This window comes from Algoriphagus namhaensis (genome assembly GCF_042649705.1).
Classification (GTDB): Bacteria; Bacteroidota; Bacteroidia; order Cytophagales; family Cyclobacteriaceae; genus Algoriphagus; species Algoriphagus namhaensis.
This window is the reverse complement of the sequence record NZ_JBHRZS010000006.1, coordinates 797,940-820,026: the sequence shown is the minus strand read 5'-3', so window position 1 is coordinate 820,026 and position 22,087 is coordinate 797,940. Positions and strand designations below refer to the sequence as shown.

Sequence of the window (22,087 nt, the reverse complement as noted above, 5' to 3'; positions counted from 1 at the left end):
TTTATTCCGAAATGACCAGAAGTAGTTCTGCCTGGAGCTCGTCTAAGTTCGCGATTGCCCGTTCTTCAAAAAATTCACTCAGTGGTCGACCTTGATTCACAAAGCGAATTCTATACGCTTCCCTAATTATCAATTCCGGTATTTCTATAGTTTGCCCCGAAATAGCTGTGGCATCTAATACAAAAGGCTCGTCGATTTCTGCTTGAGGTTTGATATAGACATCTACCGATCTGGGGAGAGCGTTCTCCACCAGAAGGGTAAATGTCAAATTTGGGTCTATTTCCTCTTTTTCTGCGCAACTCAGGGTCCAAACTAGCAGTGACGCAAGGAATAAAAAAACATAGTTTTTGGTGTGCATAGTTATCAAGACTAACGATCTCAATCTAGCTCTAGTATTCCAAAAGAGGGTCGAGTTTGATTAATTTATTTCTTGGGCTCAATTGTGTTTTTGTTTTTCACATACTTCTCCAGCCAAGTATCCATTTCCCAAAGCGTATGGAGTATGGATTCGCGAGAAGCATATCCATGGCTTTCGTTAGGTAGGAAAACCAGTCGGGCGGTTCCGCCATTTCCTTTCAGCGCGGCATAGTAGCGCTCAGATTGGATGGGGAAAGTACCGGAATTATTGTCCGCTTCACCGTGAATCAGCAAAATCGGCTCTTTCACTTTATGTGCATGCATGAATGGGCTCATGGTGAAATACACCTCTGGAGCTTCCCAGAAAGTACGCTCCTCAGCTTGGAAGCCAAAAGGAGTCAAGGTACGATTGTATGCACCGGATCTGGCGATACCTGCGGCAAATAAGTCCGAATGCGAAAGGAGATTGGCCGTCATAAAGGCTCCGTAAGAGTGCCCTCCTACTCCGATTCGTTCTCTATCACCGATACCTCGCTCCACGATATAATCAATAGCTGCCTCAGCATTGGCGACCAGCTGATCTACAAACATATCATTTGGCTCTGTATCTCCCTCACCGACAATGGGCATCTCCGTCCGATCCATTACCGCATAGCCGCGAGTCACCCAGTAAATAGGCGAACCCCAATTCAGACGAGTAAAACCATACTTCGTGCCCCGTACTTGGGAAGCAATGGCGGCTGATTTGTATTCTCTTGGATAGGCCCACATCAGAACAGGAAGTGGTCCATCTTTTTCAGGATCGTAGCCTGCTGGGGTATAAATGACTGCAGAAAGGTCCAGTCCGTCTTTTCTTTTGTATGTGACCAACTCCTTGTTGATATCACTGATACCTTCATATGGATTCGGGAAATTGGTCAGCTGGCGAGGTGCCATACGCTTTTTGGTTTGTACTAGCCAATAGTTTGGTTGGATATCGGTGCTTTCTTTTAGACTAATCACTTCACCCTGCTTAATATCCAAAACCTTTACAACCCGCTCGTAAAAAGGAGCCTGTGATCTCCAAATGATTTCCTGCTCACCAGTCGATACGTCAAAAGCGGAAAGGAAAGGCATGCTTCCTTCAGGTGATCCACCTTCTGAGGTCATGTAAATCAAGTTGCCATCTCGCATCAAAACGGATCTCCCAAATTCATTTTCCACATAAAGTGGGCTACCTGGATCCGTATAAATGTCTGAATAAGATCTATCGATGATAGTCTTTTTTTCTTGGCTTGGATTAGATGGGTTGATCAAACTTCTCATTTCCTGCCGGCTCGACCACCAGCGCTCATTTACAATTGCGAAAGAGTCATCCGACCAATCGATTGATGAAAAGCGGAGCTTGGTGGAGGCAAGTTTCTTTTTGGATCCTGTGAAAGGAGCATCTAGCGTGTAGATAATATCTCTTTCCTCGATTTCCACTTTTGGGTCACCCCCGTCTTGAGCTTCCACCCAATAGAGTACAGAGCCTTTGTCTGCTCTCCAGTTTACATCTCTTGGACCAGTCACTTCAGCATCAAATCCCGTAGGTCGCACTTCGTCCAATGGAATATTCGCCAGAGTCTTTACCAAATTTCCATCTGCAGATAGGATATCCAATTGATATGGGAATCGAGATGCTGGAACGAGGTATGAAAAGGGCTTTTCTATGGTTCTAGTTAATAGATATTTACCATCAGGCGAAGCAGACACGCTTCGGATCATCCCTGGTTTTCCAAGTGCTTTAGCTTCACCCGAAAGCGTAACTTTCATTAATTGACTATCCATGAAATAGGCAAATAACTGCTCTTCGTAAGGGTTGCTAAGCAGATCTTGGTAGGTCCGGGTTGCTGCTGCGTCGCCATCTGTTTCTTGAATGGTGGGACCGGATGGAGCGGCAGGCTTTTGTGGATAATCTCCACGTCTTGAGTTGACAGCTCGGAAAACTATGCTATTGTCTGGCATCCAGATCACATCGGTCCCAAGCACTCCATTGAGGATCGGGTCAGTAAGTTTTTTGGCTTCAAAAGTGGTCAAATCAGCTACCCATAGGCTGATTCCATTGCTTTCTGTATGGACGAAAGCAAGATATTTTTCATCCCTAGATAGTGAAAAGCCCGATAATTTGGGGTTGGAAGGAAGACCGGCGACTTTTTTCTCCTCCCCGCTTCTGGTTTTTCTGAAGGTGATGTCATTGAAAGACCCTGACCGACTTGACCCAGAAGTTTGCGGGTTGATTCGAGTCCCTGCGATTCGCAACTCAGGACTAGAGAGGTCCTCTATACTGGCATAGCCGGGCCGTGATAAGATCATCATCCACTCTCCGTCGCTAGTGAAGCTGACGCTGGGTGTAGGAGGGCTATCTACCAAATCTACGATCGAAGACGGAGGTGTCTGGTAGGTAGTTTGCGCGAGTAAGCTGCCCTGAAGCAGAAGCGCAAAGATCAGTAAGCTGAAAGGTTTGAAGAATTTTTGCATGTCCATTTGTTGATAGACTAGTAAAATAAGGTAGAAAAATGAAAGAGCAGTTTTTAATCCCATCAGTGGTAAGAATCTTTTTTGGATGAAGCCTTTTTTAGCAAATTTGGAGGGCAGAGACATTTGAATTTTTCCTAAAAGGACAAAAAAGGCCAGAATTAAAGAATTCCGGCCTTTCTGTTTTTGAACAAGTCTTAGGGTTACCCATCAATAGGTGGTGCACCGATTGCTTTTAATTTTGCAAGTATGCCTGGCAACGTACTTTGCGTTATTTTTTCTAACTCGCTTTTCAGTGGAGCAAACTCTTCCCGTCCAGCAGCAAGTGCTTGCTTTTGCATTCCTGTAGGACCATACGTTCCAAATGCACCGGAATAGGCCGCACTGAATCGATCAAAAATAGTTGGGGCCATATTGTCGAGTAGTTCTCGCTTGGCTAGGTTTCCGTTCATTTTGCTGTCTAACTTTTTCAGTGCCATCTCAGCTTCGTGGATTTCTTTGGCTAGGGCGGCATCAGATTTTCCAGAGCGCGTAAGAGCGACTTTCATGGCTCCTACTTCTTTGGTGGCTTTTTCCAGGGCCGAACTAGCAAGTGTGATGTCATTTTGAAAGTCAGTGAGTTCACTTCTAAAGGCCTGAATCTCGGCTACACTTTTACTCGCCAAAGCACCCTCTCTTAGCGGGTTCACTTCAAAAGAGACGGATTCACCTATTTGGGTCATTTCACCATTTTGGTGGCGTACGAGTTTTGCTTTGTAGCTTCCTGGCAGTGCCATCATACTTCCCCAGCCACCAGAGCGAAGGCGGTCCGGATCGATGACACTTTGGCTAGCCATACTCAGATCCCAGGTGGTTCGATGAAAACCAGAAGCGTTTTTGGCTTTTACTCGTTGGACGAAATTACCTTGATCATCATAGACTTCAAGATGAACTTCTGGCTCATTTTCCATCATTTCGGCCTCGATTGCTTCGAATCCAGGGAAAGGAATCGAAGCCTCGCCCATCTCCTTCTCTTTTTTCTGTCGCTCGGCTTTCAAGGAGGGAACTCCTTCTTTCACATAGTATGCGAAAGTGACGCCAAATTCAGGGTTTGGTGCAAACCAATAATCATCACCCATATTATTCACGGCATTCTTTGGTGTGTACCAGTATCCGTCTCGAGGAGTGAACAAGTGACCTTCTTTGCTCAGCATTTCCTGAGACACATCGCGCAAAGCGGAATAATCATCTAAGACATAAAATCCTCTACCAAAGGATGCTCCCACCAAGTCATTTTCTCTTCGTTGAATGGTGATATCTCGGAAGGAGATCGTTGGCAGGCCTCCATTCAGTTCCATCCAATTTTGTCCTCCATTGATACTGAAGTAAACACCAAATTCTGTGGCAAGGAAAAGCAGTCCTTCTTTTTCATGGTCTTGCACAATTCTCCAGGTAAGTAAAGGTTCGGGTAGACCGGAGGTGATGAGAGACCAGCTGGCACCGTAGTTGGTGCTTTTGGCCACATAGGGTTTGAAGTCGCCCTCTTTGTGATTGTCCAAGACTACGTAAACTGTCGCTTCGTCAAACAAATCTGCCCGGATATCATTCACAAAGGCATTGGCGGGTACGCCAGGAATACTTCCCACTGCCACAGCAGTCCAGCTTTCTCCTCCATCCTTGGTGTATTGGATCAGTCCATCGTCGGTACCCGCATAGAGTACATCGGGATTAATGGGCGATTCACCTAGGGAAGTAATTGTGCTAAACTCGGACATGGCATACATATCCCAGGCATGATCCCAACTTTGGTTTTTACCCAAGATTGGCTCCGTAATTCTGTCTTTTCCTTTGGTCAAGTCACCGGAAATCGGCGTCCAAGAATCCCCACGGTCGGTAGATTTCCATACCCTTTGCGAAGCAAAATAAAGTGTGCTCGGCACATGCTGGCTTGGTAAAATCGGCGAATCCCAATTGAATCGCTCCTCACCCTCTCCGGCTGCGGGCTGAGGTTGAATGTAGACGGACTCGCCAGTGATTCGGTCCAAACGGTGGAGGTAACCCTGCTGAGATTCGGCATAGCCAATTTCTGGATTGCCAGGTTCTACGGCGGATTGATGACCATCTCCGCCGAGTACTCGTGACCAGTGTGCATTGCGGATCCCTTTTTCATCATCTGTTCTGGATGGACCTCCATGAGAGCCATTGTCTTGGGTGCCTCCGTAGACATTGTAAAATGGCACCGCATCATCCACGGCCACCTTGTAATATTGCGTAAGCGGAAGGTTTTTGATATATCTCCAGCTTTTGGTACCATCCACTGTCTCATAGATACCACCATCTGTTCCTAGCAGCAAAAAGTCTGGTTCATCCGCAATGAAGTTGAGTGAGTGGCTGTCGGAGTGAGTGGCTTCAGTATTGAGTAGGCTGAAGGTTTTGCCATGGTCGTAGGAAACCTGCATCCGCACATCTACGAGATAGATGGTACCGAAGTCATGTGGCGAGGCATACAATTCCTGATAATAATGTGGGCCGGTAGCTCCTGAAACTGCATCCGACATTTTCTCCCAAGAGGCTCCCTGATTTTTACTAAGGAAAACACCTCCTGTACGACGAATTAATTCAATAGCAGCATACACATAATCTGGGTTTTGAGGGCTGATCGCTAGGCCAATCTTGCCTTTGATACCGCCTGGGATTCCATTGGTAAGCTCTGTCCATGTTTTGCCACCGTCTGTTGATTTGTGTATTCCTGATTTGGTGCCGCCACCGAGATAGCCGGCCACCGTTCTGTGTCGTTGCCAGGTCGCAGCATAGACGATATCTGGATTTCTAGGATCTATGATGGCATCTGCCACACCCGTCCATTCTTCATCTCCAAGTGTTTTGGTCCACGTTTTACCACCATCTTCGGAGCGATAAAATCCTCGATCTCCTCCTTTATTCCAAAGCGGTCCTTGCGAAGCGACGAAGATGATGTTTGAATTTTCAGGATGTACGATGATTTTACCCACATGCTGGGAATCTTTCAATCCCATAGTTTTCCATGTGGACCCACCATCTTCACTCAAGTAAACACCATCTCCAAATGAGATGTGCCTACCACCATTATTTTCACCTGTACCCACCCAGATTCGGTTAGGATTAGTAGGGTCAATCGTCACACAGCCAATGGCAAAGACTGGTTGATCGTCAAAAATAGGCGTCCAGGTTGTCCCTGCATTTTCTGTTTTCCAAACACCGCCTGAAGCTACACCCACATACCAGACATTCCTATTGTCGGGGTGGATGACGATATCAGCGATACGTCCCGAAGTGAAGGCGGGTCCGATATTTCTCCAGGCAAAAGCCGAAAAACTTTGCTCCGCCAGCGTTTTCTCCCGCGAACTGGAGCTTTTCTTTTGTGCCTGCATAGGATTGTTGGCCAAAAGAAGAATTAGAAATAGTAAAGAATAAAATTTGCGCATATGTCAGTCGAATTAAATACTGGAGTTTTCTTCTCCACTAAGATGCAAAAATCTTTTTTGGGATATATGACTTTGCACCAAGCTTGATGAATTTGAACTCATTTCTGCAAAGACGGAGATTTTGGTGAGGGCAAAAAAATACCCCTGAGTAATTGACTACTCAGGGGCATCTTAAATGATTTGCCTGTTCGAAGGGCTATTCTATTTATTTTCCTTTCTCTCCGATAGAGATCATCGCACATCTAAATCCAATGGCATTGGTAGCAGAGTCCTGATGCATGAATCGACGTGTTCCAGGAGCTAACCAATAGGCTACATCTTTCCAAGATCCACCTTTGTAAACTCGAAGTTCATCAGTTAGCAATGAAGTCTCGTAATTTTCTGCTTCATCATATACACCATCTTTTCTCAATGGGTTAAGGTCGTCAAAATCTTGGAATGAAAGTGGTCGGTATACGTCATACACCCACTCATTCATATTTCCAGCCATGTGGTAAAGGCCAAAGTCATTTGGTGCCATGTCATACACGTTGGTTGGAAGGATTTCACCGTCATTTCTTTGATTACCAGAGATACCGGCGTAGTCACCACGTCCTCTTTTGAAGTTGGCAAGGAAATCACCTTGCTTTCCTTTACGCTTTACGTTGTAAGGATTTCGAACGCCGCGGCCATCCCAAGGATAAATCCTTCCATACTCTTGGTTTTCCTCAAGATATTGAGTTCCAATCATCGCCTTCGCAGCATATTCCCACTCAGCTTCGTTTGGAAGTCGGTAGTCTGCCAATGCCACTCCTCTTTCAATCAATTGATTTTTAGTCATCGCCGAGTCAAGTTCTCTTTCCTGTCTGATCAGCTCTTGAACGAACTCGGTTCTCCATTTTGCATAAGAGTTTGCTTGGCTCCAAGACACTCCGGCTACAGGATAGAAATTAAATCCAGGGAATCTGAAATAATAAGATTGATACAGGTCATTGAAGGACATAGCACCAGACCATACATCTTCAGACGGCTCTAATTTTAAAAGTGAGTCAGCGCTGACCTTCTTTTTCATATCGAAAAGAAACTCGCGGTAATCATTATTTGTGATTTCAGTTTCATCCATGTAGAAAGAGGCAACTGTAACTGTACGTTCTTGATTATCACGGAAAGCCATGATATCCTCTTCTTGTGAACCGAGTACAGCACGTCCTCCTTGGATAAACTTCAAGTTTGGACCTGGAATTTGCTCAGCATTTTTAGCTACAAAGAAATTCGTAGAATCCTGCTCATCGAAACTGAATTCGGCTCCGGTGGTAGCGCTTTTTTTCCCAGGCTTGTTAGCAGTTCTACGGCCGTAACCAGGGGTTTTATTACATGAGGAAAGAATGGTCCCGAAGACAATCAGGATTACTCCCATCCACATTCCCATTGAGTTTTTACTCTGACGCATATTATTTATGTGTTTTTGTCAATTTCAATCCGCTAATATAAACGCATTAGGGAGCACTTACAATATATCTTGGACGACAATAGGTTGCGATTATGTTAAAAAACACGCGTTTTCCCTACCATCGACAAAATCGGTATCCGAAACTGCAATATTTATGCCAGTAAAAAATTTACTTTTTATTGGTTTTGCATCTCTTTAAGCCTGATTTCGGCTTTCGAAATCGAGGTTACTTCACTGATCGTAAGAATCAAACGGTTTTTGTACTCTTTTATTTTACATTTTTTGGGCAATCCTTGTGCAAACTTCATGATTTTGCCAAAAACCTCGGAGGAATAATAGTCTGCCTTGCTTGATGGAAGTAAGTAGCATTTCATCAGCCCTGACTTCAAGACGAGTTTCTCAATGCCTAACTTTTCAGCGATCCATCTAAGCCGGACGGTTTCCATCAGTTCGGAGACTTCTTCCGGAATCGGTCCAAATCGATCGGTGAGCATTAGTGCAAATTTTTCCAAGTCTGACTCATTTTTGATTCCATCCAGTTTTGAATACAGTCCTAGACGTTCAGAAATATTGCTCACATATTCTTCCGGAATCAAAAGCTCCAAATCCGTCTCAATCGTACAATCCTGAACCAATACGGCAGTTTTTTCCTTGAGATCTACCTCAAAAATGGAAGCAAACTCATTTTCTTTTAATTCTTGAACTGCCTCGTCTAGGATTTTGTGATACATCTCAAAGCCTAAATCAGTAATAAAACCGCTTTGCTCGGCTCCAAGAAGATTTCCAGCTCCGCGGATGTCCAAATCCTTCATGGCTACCTTGAACCCGTCGCCCAAATCGGAGAATTCTTCTAAGGTTTGTAGTCGTTTTCTTGCCTCTGCGGTCAGTCCAGACATGGGGTTGGTCAGCAAATAGCAAAAAGCCTTTTTATTGCTTCGACCCACCCGGCCACGCATCTGATGTAAGTCGCTCAGACCAAACATATGCGCCCGATTAATGATGATGGTGTTTGCATTTGGGATGTCGAGTCCTGACTCGATGATGTTAGTAGATACCAGCACGTCATATTCATGATTGATAAAATCCACCATGATCCGCTCCAGCTTTTTCCCGTCCATTTGGCCATGGGCCGCAGCAACTTTGGCGTCAGGCACAAGCTTCATGATGAGATTAGCAATGCTATCTATTTCACCCACTCGGTTGTGGACAAAAAACACCTGTCCCCCACGTCTTAGCTCGTAGGCAACAGCATCTCGGATTACTTCTTCTTTGAAGGTGTGCGTTTCTGTGGTTACGGGTTGCCTATTGGGTGGAGGCGTGGCGATTACAGAAAGGTCACGAGCCCCCATCAAAGAAAAATGAAGCGTCCGCGGAATAGGTGTGGCAGTCAAAGTCAGTACATCTACATTCACACGAAGGTTTTTCAGTTGATCCTTGACCTTCACCCCAAATTTTTGCTCTTCGTCTATAACCAGCAATCCCAAATCCTTAAAGACGATGTCTTTGTTCACAATTTTGTGAGTTCCCACCAGAATGTCTATCTCCCCACTCTTTACTTGGGAGACGATTTCTTTAACCTCCTTTGCAGTTCGAAAGCGATTGATGTAGTCAATTTTAAGAGGAAAGCCCGAGAGGCGCTCCGAAAAAGTCTGAAAGTGCTGCATAGCCAAAATGGTGGTGGGAACCAACACAGCTACTTGTTTTCGGTCATTTACGGCCTTGAAGGCCGCACGAATGGCGACTTCTGTTTTACCAAAACCCACATCACCACAGACCAATCTATCCATGGGATATCCTTTTTCCATGTCTTCTTTGACATCAGATGTGGCTTGAGCCTGATCGGGTGTATCCTCGTAGACAAAGGAAGATTCCAGTTCCACTTGGAGGACTGAGTCCGAGTGAAAGGCAAAGCCCTGAGCTGATCTTCGTTTGGCATAAAGGGCAATCAAATCCTTCGCGATATCCTTCACCTTCTTTTTGACACGGGATTTTTTATTATCCCATTCAGGTGAGCCTAGTTTGGACATGGAGGGCATGGTGCCTTCTTGTCCGCTGAATTTTGAGATTTTGTGGAGCGAGTGAATGTTTACATAAAGCAAATCGTCGTCCCGAAAGACCAATCGTACCGCTTCCTGCATTTTATCATTCACTTTGACTTTCTCTAACCCTGCAAATCGGCCCACACCATAATCCACATGTACAATATAGTCTCCCGGGTGAAGTGCCTTGAGTTCTTTAAGTGTAAGTGCCTTTGATTTGCTCGCCTTTTTTCTGGTCTTATATCGGTGGAAACGCTCAAAAATTTGGTGATCCGTATAGCAGGCCAATTTCAAATCTCTGTCCTCAAAACCCTCTTTGAGGCCAATGAGCATGGTCTGAACCTCTAAGGTTGGATCGAGCTCATGAAAAATACCGAGCAAACGGTTCAGTTGCTTTTCATTTTCTGCCGTCAGAATACTGGTAAAACCCTTACGGGCATTTTGCCCGAGGTTCTCCACGAGGAGATCAAAATTCTTATTGAAAGAAGGCTGAGGCTGACTATCCCAAGCTATGGTTCTGCTTTGCTTTAGATAGAATTGACGGCCAAATTCAATCAGTTTAAAGCGAGAAATGGTTTTGACAAATTCCTTTCCTTGCTGAAAAAGGTCTTCCGGCTTGAGGAGAAGTTTGTCCGACTTGGACTTGTCCACCATTTGCTTGAATGCAATGTCCGCTTTGTGAAAACATTCGTCCAAGACGTCCAAAGTGAGCTGATAATCCTTGATCCAGATCTTCGTTTCATCAGGTAAAAAATCCAGAAAAGGCTGTCTTATTTCCTGCAGGAGCTTGGTCTGAACGTTAGGGACCAAAGAAATAAAACTCACATCCGCGATAGATAGCTGAGTTTCTGGATCGAAGGTTCGGATGCTTTCGATTTCTTTTCCAAAGAGTTCTAGGCGATAGGGATTTTCATGGGAAAACGAAAAAACATCCAAAATTCCACCGCGAATGGCAAATTGGCCTGGTTCGTAGACAAAGTCAGTTTTCTCGAAATCATAGCTCACTAAGATTTCAGAGATAAACTCCATATCCACAGCTTCGCCTACCCTAGCGATTAGGGTGTTTTCTTGCAAGGAGCGCTTATTGATCACTTTTTCATAAAGGGCTTCAGGATACGTGACAATGATTCTATCCTTTAAGTCCGCGTTCAAAACCTCTGAAAGCATTTCCGCACGCATTAGAACATTAGCGTTGTCTACTTCATCGTATTGATACGGGCGCTTGAAGCTGGTAGGAAAAATGTAATACTGCTCGGATCCAAGAAGATTCTGAAGGTCTGTGCTAAAATAGGCTGCTTCTTCCTTGTCTTGGGCGATTACAACGTGTATTCCGCCTTTTTGGGCATAAATACTACTCAACAGTACGGCATCCAAACTTCCGGAAAGGCCTTTGATTTGGATGTTTTCCTTACCTTCTTTCAGGATTTCAAGTTCCAGATTTTGAAAAAGGGGGTGGGTTTGGTAAAGTGATAAAAAGGCTTTGTGATCCAAAACAGGTGTGGCTTAATACTTTTGAGAAGGCCAAATTTAGGGCTTTCTATTATTCTGGAGAAAGATTCTCAAATTCTATGGGATTTTGAACCTATGGACTTCAATAATGTTTAGCAATGGATGAAGGATATGGATAAGCAATTAAGTTGGTTTCAGCGCGTGGAAAGGCTGCACCCTTACGAAACCCTGCTTTATTTAGGGATGTTTGGGAGCGGTTTGATCTTTTTGTTTTTGGTTGTGGCGTTTTTGTCCTCAGGGATCAATCAGTTGGAAGGGTACAATCGTCATGTGCCCATTTCTTTCTTAGTCTCTACTTTCTTGCTTGTATTGAGTGGCTATTCTGCCACTAAAATGCGTCTCTACTATCAAGAAGAGCGAATCGATCAACTGGAAAGATCCTTGTTAATCACGCTTTTTCTGGGAGCCACGTTTACTTTATTGCAGTTTCTTGGCTGGCGAGAACTAGATCAGATGGGGATTGATTTTAAAGGAATTCCCTCGGGCAGTTTTCTTTATGTGCTATCAGGAATTCATATCTTTCACCTACTTGGAGCCATGGTTTTCGCAGTAATTCTTTGGTCCCAATTGCGGAATAATAGAAAAGATGAAGTGAAGGCTCTGATTCTTGTAGTGAATCCCTTTGAAAAAATGAGAATCAGGCTTTTCACTACTTACTGGCGATTTATGGATGCGGTTTGGTTGATTCTTTTTCTCCTATTTGTGATTAGTTTCTAATTTGACTTTATCAAAACCCTTTGAGAAAAGCGTCTAAACTAGCGGACAATCACAAAACAAATCCCACCAACAGACCGATCGATAAAACTCAAACCCTAAACTTATGAAATTAACCATCAGCACCTTTGTAGATCAGGACTACCTGAGTGTAAAAGAAGGGTTTAATGAATCCTTATTTGTAAAACTCAGTCCTCCCTTTCCACCGGTGAAGCTTTTGCGATTTGATGGATCAGCAACAGGAGACTTGGTGGCCTTGGAACTGAATTTTATATTTTTCAAGCAAAAATGGGTGAGCGAGATCACGGAAGACAAACTCACTTCGGAGGAGTTTTATTTCATCGATAAGGGAGTGGAGCTTCCTTTTTTTCTAAATAAATGGACGCATAAGCACCGAATTTTGAAAAGCGAAACAGGATCAGAAATTAGAGATGAGATTGAGTATCAAGGCCCCTTTTTCTTGCTCACTTGGCTGCTCTATCCAGCCATGCTTTTGCAGTTTGCTTATCGTAAACCGATATACAAAAAGATTTTCAAAAAGGCCTCTTAAATAGGCTGTGGAAGATTTTCACAGTTTTTTATGGTGCAATCTCCATATAAAACTAGCGAGTGACTGATAATGGAGGATTGAAACTCCTTACCGATTGCCTCTTTTATTTCTTTTATTTTTGGGTCAGAAAATTCTCTGATTTTTCGGCATTGGTTGCACACGTGATGGTCGTGATGCTTGTAAGTTAAGGCTTGCTCATAGAGAGCTACTTTATCTTTGAACTGATGCTTTACGGCCAATCCACTCTCAACGAGTAGATCCAGCGTATTGTAAATCGTCGCTCGGCTGATTGTACTACCAGAGTTTCGCATTTTCAGAAATAAGCCTTCCACGTCGATATGCTCATCTTGAGGGAGTGCGTAGAGCTCATCGATCACAGAAAAGCGCTCAGGCGTTTTTCGACTTCCTTGTTTTGCCAAAAAATCCTCAAATATTTTTTTTGCCTTATCGATTACTTCTGGATTTGCCATTTTACTTTGGGTCTTAAATGATAAAGATGCTTGATTTTGTGGCCAAGGGCAACACTCACCGAGATCATTCCAGTAATTTGATTTTATTCTAATTTATTTGGATGGGCGAAACCAGAGATAAACATCATCCTGATTGGACTCGTTATCGAGATAGTTCGCTTCGGCAATTTTCCTTAAATTATAGAATCATCCATGCTTTGCCAATGAATAGGAGGGTCTTACTCATTTTGATTTTTGTTTTTGGGCTAAGTCTTAGCCTCAGTGCTCAGGTGCCTGGCTTTTTTATTAAGGGAAAGGAGAGAAAAGCGACTATTCCCTTTATTTCCTCCAATAGCCTGGTGATTGTCCCTGTGAGCATCAACGGAAATGTCCCGATTAATTTTTTGGTGGATACTGGGGTCAGGGCTAATATTTTGTTCAGTAAAAATCTTGGCGATGCCATGTCTTTGGAATACAGCCGAAAAATCAATTTAGTGGGTGCAGATGGGTCAACAACACTAGGAGCATTTATCTCGCCAGTGAATCATATTGATCTGGGGCCTGTCGAAGGAAGGCTTCAAAGTTTACTGGTTTTAGAAGAGGATTTCTTGGAAATCGAAGCGGTCATCGGAACTCCCGTTTATGGGATTTTGGGCTATGAATTTTTCAAATACAATCCCATCAGAATAAATTATGATGATAGTAAAATTGACTTTTTCCGTACCGATGCCATGAAATGGAGACCTCCATTTTATCATAAGCTGGAACTATCAATAGAAAACAATAAGCCCTACATAGAAGCCAAAGTCAAGCAAAAGAATGCAGGAATTCTGAATCCCAAATTATTGATCGATACTGGCGCCAATCATGGATTGCTGTTGAATCTGGAGACGAGTGAAGAGATTCAATTGCCTGAAGAAACCATCGAATCCGAGTTGGGTCAATCCCTTGGCGGCGTACTTTATGGCTCCATCGGCCGTGTCGATCGTCTTATCGTAGGCGGATTGAAATTGGATAATGTCCTCACCTCCTATCCCGAGGAAAATGACTACAGCTTCGTGATCAAAGAATCTGGGAGGCAAGGCAGTTTGGGTGCGGAAGTACTTGGTCGGATGCGACTGATTATCGATTATCCTCGAGGAAGGATGTTTACTAGAAAGGGCAGAGATTTTTATGCCCCATTCGAATTTGATATGAGTGGGATCTTTTTGAAAAAGATCAATACTGACGACAATCGCTTCTATGTGGGGCAAGTGAGGGAGGGATCACCGGCGGAGGAGCTTGGGATTAAACAAAATGATGAAATCATGGCCATCAATAAAATTCCCACTTTCATCTGGGAATTGCCCGAATTGATTAAGCTCTTTCGCTCGGAGGAAGGCAAAGAAATAGAACTTGCTCTTCGAAGATATCGTAATAATGACCTCAACGATTACGAAGATTACGTGGTCAAGCTGAGGCTACGAAAGCAAATCTAGTCTCGGAGTCGTATCAAATAAAAAAGTATTTTTGCATGAGTCAGGATGTATGACATTTAAAACCGAAAAAAATTTAACCAACACTTTACTATGAAGAAGTTCTTAATCCCACTTTTAATCCTAGCAGTAATCGGGATCTACATGTACACCAAATCGGTCAGCACCTACAATCAGCTTGTCACCATGGATGAAGCTGTGGCAGGTCAGTGGGCAGAAGTAGAAACACAATATCAGCGACGAGCAGATCTGATCCCAAATCTTGTGAATACAGTGAAAGGGTATGCAGATTTTGAGCAAGAAACCTTGACTGGAGTGATTGAGGCGCGAGCCAAGGCTACCTCAGTTACCATTGATCCAACCAATCTGAATGAAGGAAATCTTGCACAGTTTCAAGAAGCTCAAGATCAGCTTTCTGGAGCATTGAGCAGACTTTTGGTTTCTGTGGAGCGCTATCCAGATCTGAAGGCAAATCAAAACTTTCTTGAACTTCAGGCACAGTTGGAAGGAACAGAAAATAGAATCGCCGTGGCACGCCGAAACTTCAACGAATCTGTTGTGGGGTACAATCAGTATATGAGACAATTCCCTAATAACATCTTTGCGGGCTGGTTTGACTTTGAGACCAAGGGTACATTCAAAGCATCTGCAGGGTCGGAAAACGCTCCAAGCGTAGAATTTTAAGCATGCCTCAGAAATTATTTTCAGAATCGGATCGAGAGCAGATCATCGCTGCTATCAAAGCGGCAGAGTTACGTACCTCTGGAGAAATTCAGGTGCATATCGAAAATCACTGTAAAGGTGATTTGATGGATCGGGCTGCGGAAGTTTTTGAAATGCTCAAAATGTACCAAACCAAGGATAGAAATGGCGTGCTTTTCTATCTGGCCGTTGAAGATCACAAGTTTGCGATTTTAGGTGATGCGGGGATCAATCGAGTCGTAGAAGAAGACTTTTGGGAAACCATCAAAAATCAAATGCAAGAGTTATTCCGTAAGGGCAGCTTTACCGAAGGGCTTTCCCTTGGGATTAAGCTTGCTGGCCACAAACTCCAAAGCCATTTCCCATACGATGGGGATACAGATATAAACGAACTACCAGATGAGATTTCCTTTGGGGATTAGAGTATTTACCATTTTCTTCTTGACCTGTATTGCTGTGAGCAGTTTTGCGCAGGAGTTTCCTCCTGCACCAAATCCTCCTCGGCTGGTTAATGATTTCACCAATACATTAAGCTCATCTGAACTCGCAAGTCTGGAACAAAAGCTTGTAGCCTACGACGATAGTACCTCCAATCAGGTCTCTATCGTAATGATCCAGTCTGTGGGACAAAATGATATCTCTGACTATGCCTTCAAGCTGGGGGACCTTTGGGGAATAGGCGGATCAGCCAATGACAATGGGGTTCTCATCCTAGCCGCAATGAAGGATAGGAAAGTATTTATTGCTACTGGCTATGGGTTAGAGGGAGCTATTCCGGATGCGCTTGCGAAGCGAATTGTCGAGAACCTAATCATCCCAAATTTCAAACAGGAAGCATATTATACTGGTATGGACCAGGCCACAGATATGATTTTCAAATTGGCTTCTGGCGAGTACAAGGCTGAAGATGTACAATCTGATGGCAACAGTGGAGGAGGGTTTTTCCTTGTTCTGCTGTTCATTTTCATCTTTATCATTTTGCCCCTCTTGAGAAATAGGAATGATAACAATAATCACATGGGTGGTCGCGGAGGCGGTGTAGATCTTTGGACCACGATCATGCTAGCCAATTTGCTACGTGGTGGTAATGGAGGGAAATTCGGTGATTTCAAATCCGGCGGTGGTTCTTTTGGAGGCGGTGGCTTCGGTGGTGGCGGCGGTTTTGGAGGTTTTGGTGGAGGCTCTTTCGGAGGCGGAGGAGCTGGAGGCAGCTGGTAAAGGAATTGATAGCCAGGGAATTAATCTTGACTAAAATCAAAAAAAGAGCGCATTTGCGCTCTTTTTTTATGAGATGATACTAGATGAATTATCCTACTCGCTCAAACTGAGAGAAATAAAACGCGCCTTCGATGGCAGCATTCTCGTCAGAGTCAGAACCGTGAACTGCATTTGCTTCGATAGACTTTGCAAAAATCTTTCTGATAGTACCTTCCGCAGCATCTGCAGGGTTAGTAGCACCGATTAATTTTCTGAAGTCTTCCACAGCGTTGTCCTTTTCAAGGATAGCGGCGATAATAGGTCCTGATGACATGTATGCGCAAAGATCAGCGTAGAATGGTCTTTCGCTGTGTACTGCATAAAACTTGCCAGCAAGCTCTTTGCTCAGTTGAGTAGCCTTCATCGCTACGATTTTGAATCCAGCTTCCTCGATCATTTTCAAGATCGCTCCAGAGTTGCCTGCTTCGAAAGCATCAGGCTTAATCATGGTGAATGTTCTGTTTGTTGCCATTGTGTGTCTGTTTCCAGGGTTTAATTTGGGCGCAAAAATATAGGATTTCACATCATTCTCCGAGTCATATCCGTTATTTCTCCCCAAGTCCACTCATTTTCAGGAAAATGCAGCTATTGGGATTTGGATAAAAATTATAGACCTTTGCAAGCTAATTGCGTCCCGCGGGACTCTAAACCTATCGAATGAAAGCTTTCGCCTCATTTCAAAAAGAAATCTCAACACCCAAAAAGATATTTATCACCACCCACGTCAAGCCGGATGCTGATGCGCTGGGGTCTTCTTTGGGCTTAGCCAACTATTTAATCAAAAAAGGTCACGAGGTCACCGTGGTCACCCCTACGGACTATCCGTCTTTTTTGAATTGGATGAAAGGCAACGAGGACGTGCTAGATTTTAGCGCTCCGAAACAAACAGCCAAGGCCAAAAGGAAATTAAAAGAAGCAGACGTGATTTTCTGTCTAGACTTCTCTGTCCTGAATCGTGTCAACGAACTAGGTGATCTAATTCGAAGGTCTGATGCCTTCGTAGTGAATATAGACCATCACCAGGATCCTGAAGACTTTGCTGACTTCCGTGTTTGGAGTACTGAGGCGGCTGCTACCTGTGAGCTGGTATATGAACTGATCGTAAAACTGGGAGACAAAAAACTTATCGACAAGGATATTGCCGAGTGTCTTTATGCCGGGATTATGACAGATACCGGAGGATTTAGACACCCAAATACCACAAAAAATGTACATCACGTGGTGGCAGACCTGATCGAAATGGGTGCGGATAACTCCCAAATCGCAAATTGGATCTATGATTCAAATTCTGTGAATCGATTGAAATTTATAGGATTTGCGATCAGTAGAAGATTGGTGGTTCGGGAAGACTTGCATTTGGCGTATTTCATAATCGGCAAAAAAGATCTTAAAAAATACGAAAGCCGTACCGGTGACACCGAAGGATTGGTCAATTATGCCTTATCTTTGGACGGTATCCACATGGCAGCCCTATTTTCTGAACGAGAAGATGGAATTAAAATCTCCTTTCGATCATCCGCAGATGTTGCAGTCAATAAATTTGCAGCATCTTTCTGGAATGGCGGCGGACATAAAAATGCAGCTGGCGGAAAATCTCATTTGAGCATGCGAGCTACTATCCAACGATTTGAAGACTTGGTTGAGGAAAATAAAGACACCCTGTTCCCCACCAAGGACTTAGCAGAACAAACTGTTTAATACCCCACAAAAAACTGAATAATTTAAAAACTTTATGAAAAACACGAAGAGCCTTTGGGCAATTGCTGCCTTGATTTTTGGAGTAAGTACCCTTTCATCTTGCCAGCGAACTGAGGTGACTGAGCAGGACGGGATTGAATATAGGTATCACTCTGAAGGTTCAGAAAAGCCAGAAAATGGCATGTACGTGATGTACAATTTGGTCATTCAGACTGAGTCTGATTCGGTCATTTACTCTACCCTAGATCAGCCTTTCCCTGGCTATCTGCAGGCAAATGATTCTCTTCCAGCAAACAATGGAATGGATGAGATTTTTCTTAGCCTAAGAAAAGGTGATAGTATTTCTTTTCAAGCTCCAGCCTCTGTGATCTTTGGAAATAATCAGCCTCCTTTCCTACAGGCAGATGAATTGGTGAAGGTAGCTTTGGGTGCATTTGATGTGGTAGATCAACAAGGAATTGAGGCCCTTTTTCAAGAGGCGATGGCTGCTGAAAATGCTAAAGTTGCTGAGCGTGCTAAAGAACTGATGGTGGAAGAAGCTGCTGTCATCGAACAGTATGCTGCTGATAATGGCCTTGAGCTTCAAAAAACTGAAAATGGTCTCTATTACATTATCGAAAGAAAAGGAAACGGGGAAGAAGTCACTCCAGGAACCACTATGTATGTGGACTATGCTGGCTACCTCCTAGATGGTCGATTATTCGATACGTCTAATCCAGAGTTGGCTCAGGCTAATGAGGTGTTTAATCCGAATAGAGATTATTCTCCTCTACCTGTGAATGTAGGCATGGGCCAAGTTATCCCAGGATGGGATGAAGGTCTCCTGTTATTGACCAAAGGAGCTAAGGCTAAATTTTTGATTCCTTCTCCTCTGGGTTACGGTGAAAATGGTGCTGGAGGACTAATTGGTCCAAACTCTATCTTGGTTTTTGACGTAGAGGTGATGGATGTCCAAAAATAATTGGGCACCACAATCAACCAATTTGAAATAAAACTAAATGATGAGAGTAAGAAAATTTTCCTTATTCATAGCTCCCCTTTTTGCTTTAGGGATGCTTTCTTGTATCGATCCTGATCAAACAGAGGATGCGATTCTGAACGAGGATAAAAAGGCTATTGCCGAATATCTGGAATCAAACCCAATTTCTAGTGTTCAGGAATTTAACGACGAAGTTACTGGAATACAGATCTTTTGGCAGGAGCTTTCCGGCTCAGGTGTAGCTGCAGAAATTGGGGATACTTTAAGAGTGGATTACATTGGTCGTCTACTGACTAATCAGGTATTTGATACTAGTATTGATTCAGTAGCTAGAGCCAACAATGTCTTTGATGCAAACAGAAACTATGTTCCAATTAGATTTGTCTTGGGGCGTAGATCACTGATTGATGGTTTTGAATTTGCAGTCAATCAAATGGAATCTGGTGACAAGGCCACGGTGATTATGCCATCGATTTTCGGATATGGAAGCAATCCACCTGCCGGTATCCCGATTGATGCTCCACTTATATTTGAACTAGACTTACTCCAAGTAGTCAAAGGCCCAGATAATAATTGATTATGAAAAAACTAATACCCTTCTTATTTGTGATCGGATTAATCACCGCGATGGGTTGTGAGCCAAATAATCCATTCGCTGCTGGTCCGACTTATGATCGTGATGCCAATCTGGCCATCGATAGTGTGAAGATTGTGGCTTTTTTGGATACAGCTCGTATTGATAGCTTGTACCGAATTCATGATCCAAGTGGGGTGGTGATTATCGTCCAGGAAGAAGGAGAAGGCAGTAGACCTCGAACTGGTAATGTGGTTTATTCCGATTATATAGGTTCCCTTATGGAGGACGGCTCGATTTTCGACACCAATTTGGAGCAAGTCGCTCGAGACAATGATCTTTATGTTGAGGGTCGTAGGTATACCGTGTTCAATTTTGTAATGGGATCAGGAAATGTGATTTCCGGTTGGGATATTGGGTTTAGAAGAGTTCGTCCCAAAACCAAAGGGATTATGATTATCCCATCCCCATGGGGATATAGGGATCAAACCAGTAACTCGAGAATTCCAGCGAATTCGATTTTACTTTTCGAGTTTGATTTCCGAGGACTGGATTAAAATTTAAAGAGGCTTCAGGCCTCTTTTTTTTTACCAATTCTTGGGAAAAATTGAGGTACCTGGTCTTGATAGTCTTGGTAGTCACTTCCGAAAATTGATACTAGGTTTTTTTCCTCAAAATAAATTCCAAAGGGCAGATAGACGATTAGGCAGATACAATGGATTGTCACCGAAAGGGTAGGTGACACAAAGAAGTACCCTAAAAAAATGAGCAAAAGCCCTGCATACAAGGGATGTCTAGTGTATTTATAAAGTCCTTCGGTAATTAACTTTTGAGATTTTTCTTTTTCAGGAACAATACCCAAGAAGGATTTGATAGAAATAGATTTGCCTGATTTAACTAGAATGATTGTACCGAAGGTCGCCAGCATGTAGCCCACATAGGTGCCGAAGGGTGAGTTAGGCATCAATTGACGATAAGGAACTTGGGTAGAAAACCAGAGAATAATTCCTAAAAATAAAAGAGAGATCAAGGAATATAAAAGTCTATACCATTTCATTCCATCTCCCCACACTCCCTCTAATTTTCTTTTTACCTTTACCGAAGCGAGAATACTGTGGCTGGCATAAAATCCAGCCCAAAGTAAGACAAGCGAGAGATAATAAATCATATCTTCATTTCTAATTTAGCCCAAGATAAGCGTATGAAAATTGGAATTATTCATGAGGGGAAAAATCCACCAGATATGCGGGTGGCCTTTACCCCTGCTCAATTGGCCGAAATCCAAGAGACTTTTGGAGATCAGTTGAGTATAGCGGTGCAATCTAGTGATATCCGATCATTTACGGATGAAGAGTATCGTGAAGCTGGTGTAGCAGTGGTGGAAGATATTTCAGATTGTGATGTACTTTTTGGGGTCAAAGAGGTGCCTATTCCTTCCCTGATTCCCGGAAAGACTTATTTTTTCTTTTCGCATACGATCAAAAAGCAACCTTATAATAGACCGCTTTTGCAGGCTATGCTGGATAAAAATATCCGGATGATTGACTATGAAGCCTTGAAAAATGATGCAGGGGTTCGAGTTGTTGCTTTTGGTCGCTGGGCTGGAATAGTTGGGGCATATAATGCTTTTCTTACCTATGGCAAAAAGTCGGGACTATATGACCTCAAGGAGGCAAATGCCTGCTTTGACCTGAATGAACTTCACGAGGAATTGAAAAAAATCCAATTGCCGCCGATTAAGATTATCCTGACCGGAAGTGGAAAAGTTGGGTTAGGTGCTCGGGAGATTTTGGAGGCCATACCCATCAAAGAGGTATCTGAATCTTCCTTTCGCAATGATTATTTCGAAGAACCGGTATTTACCAATTTGGACTCGGAAGAAATCAACAGACGAAAGACCGATGGGGGATTTGACCTTCAGGAGTTTTATTCTCGACCTGAATTGTACGAGAGTGATTTTGAGAAATATACAGAGGTAGCGGATATTTTAATAGGGGCATCCTATTGGGACCCTAGAGCACCACGATTATTCCAATTAAAGGATATTCAGAGTGAAGATTTCGCCATTTCAGTCATTGCTGATATCACCTGCGATATCGATGGTTCCATTCCCACGACCCAAAGACCGAGTACGATCGCAGATCCAATTTACGACGTGGATCGAGAGACTTTACAAGAGATTCCGGCCTTTTCAAAACAGACAAGTATTTCGGTTATGGCCGTGGATAATTTGCCCTGTGAATTGCCTCGTGATGCAAGCCATGGCTTTGGAGTCCAACTCAGAGAATGGGTCATTCCAGCCTTACTGGAAGAAAACGCTCCGGTATTGGAGCGAGCCACCATCTGTAGAGATGGCGATTTAACTCTAGAGTTTATGGGCTTGAGAGATTATGTGGATGGCCAGGAATAGCAATTT

The 22,087-nt window shown here is 43.5% G+C and carries 19 protein-coding genes; 11 read left to right on the top strand and 8 right to left on the bottom strand.

The window, feature by feature from the left end; translation table 11 throughout:
* Nucleotide 1 precedes the first annotated feature (1 nt).
* From ACFOSV_RS07090 to mfd, 5 genes are all read right to left on the bottom strand, one after another.
* Nucleotides 2-358 carry a hypothetical protein gene (locus ACFOSV_RS07090; RefSeq protein ID WP_377904829.1) on the bottom strand — a complete coding sequence of 119 codons (357 nt, stop codon included), beginning with the start codon at nt 356-358 and terminating at the stop codon, nt 2-4.
* A 65-nt stretch (nt 359-423) separates the two neighbouring features.
* Nucleotides 424-2,856, bottom strand: coding sequence for a S9 family peptidase (locus tag ACFOSV_RS07085; protein WP_377904827.1), 2,433 nt, complete (start codon nt 2,854-2,856; stop codon nt 424-426).
* 200 nt (nt 2,857-3,056) lie between these two features.
* Complete coding sequence (locus ACFOSV_RS07080; RefSeq protein ID WP_377904825.1) at nt 3,057-6,296, bottom strand: WD40/YVTN/BNR-like repeat-containing protein; 3,240 nt, start codon at nt 6,294-6,296, stop codon at nt 3,057-3,059.
* A gap of 205 nt (nt 6,297-6,501) precedes the next feature.
* Complete coding sequence (gldJ, locus tag ACFOSV_RS07075; protein WP_377904823.1) at nt 6,502-7,725, bottom strand: gliding motility lipoprotein GldJ; 1,224 nt, start codon at nt 7,723-7,725, stop codon at nt 6,502-6,504.
* 176 nt (nt 7,726-7,901) lie between these two features.
* Complete coding sequence (mfd, locus tag ACFOSV_RS07070; protein ID WP_377904821.1) at nt 7,902-11,255, bottom strand: transcription-repair coupling factor; 3,354 nt, start codon at nt 11,253-11,255, stop codon at nt 7,902-7,904.
* 129 nt (nt 11,256-11,384) lie between these two features.
* Between mfd and ACFOSV_RS07065 the strand changes: the two genes are divergently transcribed.
* Together ACFOSV_RS07065 and ACFOSV_RS07060 are read left to right on the top strand one after the other, a co-directional pair.
* Nucleotides 11,385-11,990, top strand: coding sequence for a cytochrome c oxidase subunit 3 (locus ACFOSV_RS07065; RefSeq protein WP_377904819.1), 606 nt, complete (start codon nt 11,385-11,387; stop codon nt 11,988-11,990).
* 103 nt (nt 11,991-12,093) lie between these two features.
* A complete protein-coding gene (locus ACFOSV_RS07060) occupies nt 12,094-12,537 on the top strand; it encodes an SRPBCC family protein (protein ID WP_377904817.1) in 444 nt (147 codons plus the stop codon).
* Here ACFOSV_RS07060 and ACFOSV_RS07055 read toward each other — a convergent pair.
* Nucleotides 12,534-13,007: a Fur family transcriptional regulator gene (locus ACFOSV_RS07055; protein WP_377904815.1), complete on the bottom strand. Its 474-nt coding sequence runs from the start codon at nt 13,005-13,007 to the stop codon at nt 12,534-12,536. The genes ACFOSV_RS07060 and ACFOSV_RS07055 overlap by 4 nt on opposite strands.
* 101 nt (nt 13,008-13,108) lie before the next feature.
* Here ACFOSV_RS07055 and ACFOSV_RS07050 point away from each other — a divergent pair, with 101 nt between their 5' ends.
* From ACFOSV_RS07050 to ACFOSV_RS07035, 4 genes are all read left to right on the top strand, one after another.
* Nucleotides 13,109-14,464 (top strand): aspartyl protease family protein, encoded by a 1,356-nt coding sequence (locus ACFOSV_RS07050; RefSeq protein ID WP_377904813.1) that lies wholly within the window; start codon nt 13,109-13,111, stop codon nt 14,462-14,464.
* Between the two features lie 90 nt (nt 14,465-14,554).
* Entirely contained in the window at nt 14,555-15,145 is a 591-nt protein-coding gene (locus ACFOSV_RS07045) for a LemA family protein (protein WP_377904811.1), read from the top strand.
* A gap of 2 nt (nt 15,146-15,147) precedes the next feature.
* Entirely contained in the window at nt 15,148-15,585 is a 438-nt protein-coding gene (locus ACFOSV_RS07040; RefSeq protein ID WP_377904809.1) for a TPM domain-containing protein, read from the top strand.
* A complete protein-coding gene (locus ACFOSV_RS07035; RefSeq protein ID WP_377904807.1) occupies nt 15,563-16,381 on the top strand; it encodes a TPM domain-containing protein in 819 nt (272 codons plus the stop codon). Before ACFOSV_RS07040 ends, ACFOSV_RS07035 begins: the two co-directional genes overlap by 23 nt.
* A gap of 88 nt (nt 16,382-16,469) precedes the next feature.
* Here ACFOSV_RS07035 and ACFOSV_RS07030 read toward each other — a convergent pair whose 3' ends face one another.
* Nucleotides 16,470-16,892: a nucleoside-diphosphate kinase gene (locus tag ACFOSV_RS07030; protein ID WP_377904805.1), complete on the bottom strand. Its 423-nt coding sequence runs from the start codon at nt 16,890-16,892 to the stop codon at nt 16,470-16,472.
* Nucleotides 16,893-17,077: 185 nt separating this feature from the next.
* Between ACFOSV_RS07030 and ACFOSV_RS07025 the strand changes: the two genes are divergently transcribed.
* Genes ACFOSV_RS07025 through ACFOSV_RS07010 form a run of 4 tightly spaced genes read left to right on the top strand, consistent with a single transcriptional unit; the run spans nt 17,078 to nt 20,228 of the window.
* On the top strand, nt 17,078-18,118 hold the full coding sequence (locus tag ACFOSV_RS07025) for a DHH family phosphoesterase (protein ID WP_377904803.1): 1,041 nt from the start codon (nt 17,078-17,080) through the stop codon (nt 18,116-18,118).
* A gap of 34 nt (nt 18,119-18,152) precedes the next feature.
* Nucleotides 18,153-19,079: an FKBP-type peptidyl-prolyl cis-trans isomerase gene (locus tag ACFOSV_RS07020; protein ID WP_377904801.1), complete on the top strand. Its 927-nt coding sequence runs from the start codon at nt 18,153-18,155 to the stop codon at nt 19,077-19,079.
* 37 nt (nt 19,080-19,116) lie between these two features.
* On the top strand, nt 19,117-19,674 hold the full coding sequence (locus ACFOSV_RS07015) for an FKBP-type peptidyl-prolyl cis-trans isomerase (RefSeq protein ID WP_377904799.1): 558 nt from the start codon (nt 19,117-19,119) through the stop codon (nt 19,672-19,674).
* Between the two features lie 2 nt (nt 19,675-19,676).
* On the top strand, nt 19,677-20,228 hold the full coding sequence (locus tag ACFOSV_RS07010; protein ID WP_377904797.1) for an FKBP-type peptidyl-prolyl cis-trans isomerase: 552 nt from the start codon (nt 19,677-19,679) through the stop codon (nt 20,226-20,228).
* Nucleotides 20,229-20,242: 14 nt separating this feature from the next.
* On the opposite strand, the gene ACFOSV_RS07005 is transcribed toward ACFOSV_RS07010, so the two are convergent.
* The gene (locus ACFOSV_RS07005) at nt 20,243-20,839 is read right to left on the bottom strand and encodes a methyltransferase family protein (RefSeq protein ID WP_377904795.1); all 597 of its coding nucleotides are present in this window, start codon (nt 20,837-20,839) and stop codon (nt 20,243-20,245) included.
* A 33-nt stretch (nt 20,840-20,872) separates the two neighbouring features.
* Between ACFOSV_RS07005 and ACFOSV_RS07000 the strand changes: the two genes are divergently transcribed.
* A complete protein-coding gene (locus ACFOSV_RS07000) occupies nt 20,873-22,081 on the top strand; it encodes an NAD(P)-dependent oxidoreductase (RefSeq protein ID WP_377904793.1) in 1,209 nt (402 codons plus the stop codon).
* The last annotated feature ends 6 nt before the right edge of the window (nt 22,082-22,087 follow it).

Coding starts and splice junctions, on each gene's coding strand:
- ACFOSV_RS07090 (WP_377904829.1), bottom strand. CDS start 358: ATGCACACCAAAAACTATGTTTTTTTATTCCTTGCGTCACTGCTAGTT.
- ACFOSV_RS07085 (WP_377904827.1), bottom strand. CDS start 2,856: ATGCAAAAATTCTTCAAACCTTTCAGCTTACTGATCTTTGCGCTTCTG.
- ACFOSV_RS07080 (WP_377904825.1), bottom strand. CDS start 6,296: ATGCGCAAATTTTATTCTTTACTATTTCTAATTCTTCTTTTGGCCAAC.
- gldJ (WP_377904823.1), bottom strand. CDS start 7,725: ATGCGTCAGAGTAAAAACTCAATGGGAATGTGGATGGGAGTAATCCTG.
- ACFOSV_RS07065 (WP_377904819.1), top strand. CDS start 11,385: ATGGATAAGCAATTAAGTTGGTTTCAGCGCGTGGAAAGGCTGCACCCT.
- ACFOSV_RS07060 (WP_377904817.1), top strand. CDS start 12,094: ATGAAATTAACCATCAGCACCTTTGTAGATCAGGACTACCTGAGTGTA.
- ACFOSV_RS07055 (WP_377904815.1), bottom strand. CDS start 13,007: ATGGCAAATCCAGAAGTAATCGATAAGGCAAAAAAAATATTTGAGGAT.
- ACFOSV_RS07050 (WP_377904813.1), top strand. CDS start 13,109: ATGGGCGAAACCAGAGATAAACATCATCCTGATTGGACTCGTTATCGA.
- ACFOSV_RS07045 (WP_377904811.1), top strand. CDS start 14,555: ATGAAGAAGTTCTTAATCCCACTTTTAATCCTAGCAGTAATCGGGATC.
- ACFOSV_RS07040 (WP_377904809.1), top strand. CDS start 15,148: ATGCCTCAGAAATTATTTTCAGAATCGGATCGAGAGCAGATCATCGCT.
- ACFOSV_RS07035 (WP_377904807.1), top strand. CDS start 15,563: ATGAGATTTCCTTTGGGGATTAGAGTATTTACCATTTTCTTCTTGACC.
- ACFOSV_RS07030 (WP_377904805.1), bottom strand. CDS start 16,892: ATGGCAACAAACAGAACATTCACCATGATTAAGCCTGATGCTTTCGAA.
- ACFOSV_RS07025 (WP_377904803.1), top strand. CDS start 17,078: ATGAAAGCTTTCGCCTCATTTCAAAAAGAAATCTCAACACCCAAAAAG.
- ACFOSV_RS07020 (WP_377904801.1), top strand. CDS start 18,153: ATGAAAAACACGAAGAGCCTTTGGGCAATTGCTGCCTTGATTTTTGGA.
- ACFOSV_RS07015 (WP_377904799.1), top strand. CDS start 19,117: ATGATGAGAGTAAGAAAATTTTCCTTATTCATAGCTCCCCTTTTTGCT.
- ACFOSV_RS07010 (WP_377904797.1), top strand. CDS start 19,677: ATGAAAAAACTAATACCCTTCTTATTTGTGATCGGATTAATCACCGCG.
- ACFOSV_RS07005 (WP_377904795.1), bottom strand. CDS start 20,839: ATGATTTATTATCTCTCGCTTGTCTTACTTTGGGCTGGATTTTATGCC.
- ACFOSV_RS07000 (WP_377904793.1), top strand. CDS start 20,873: ATGAAAATTGGAATTATTCATGAGGGGAAAAATCCACCAGATATGCGG.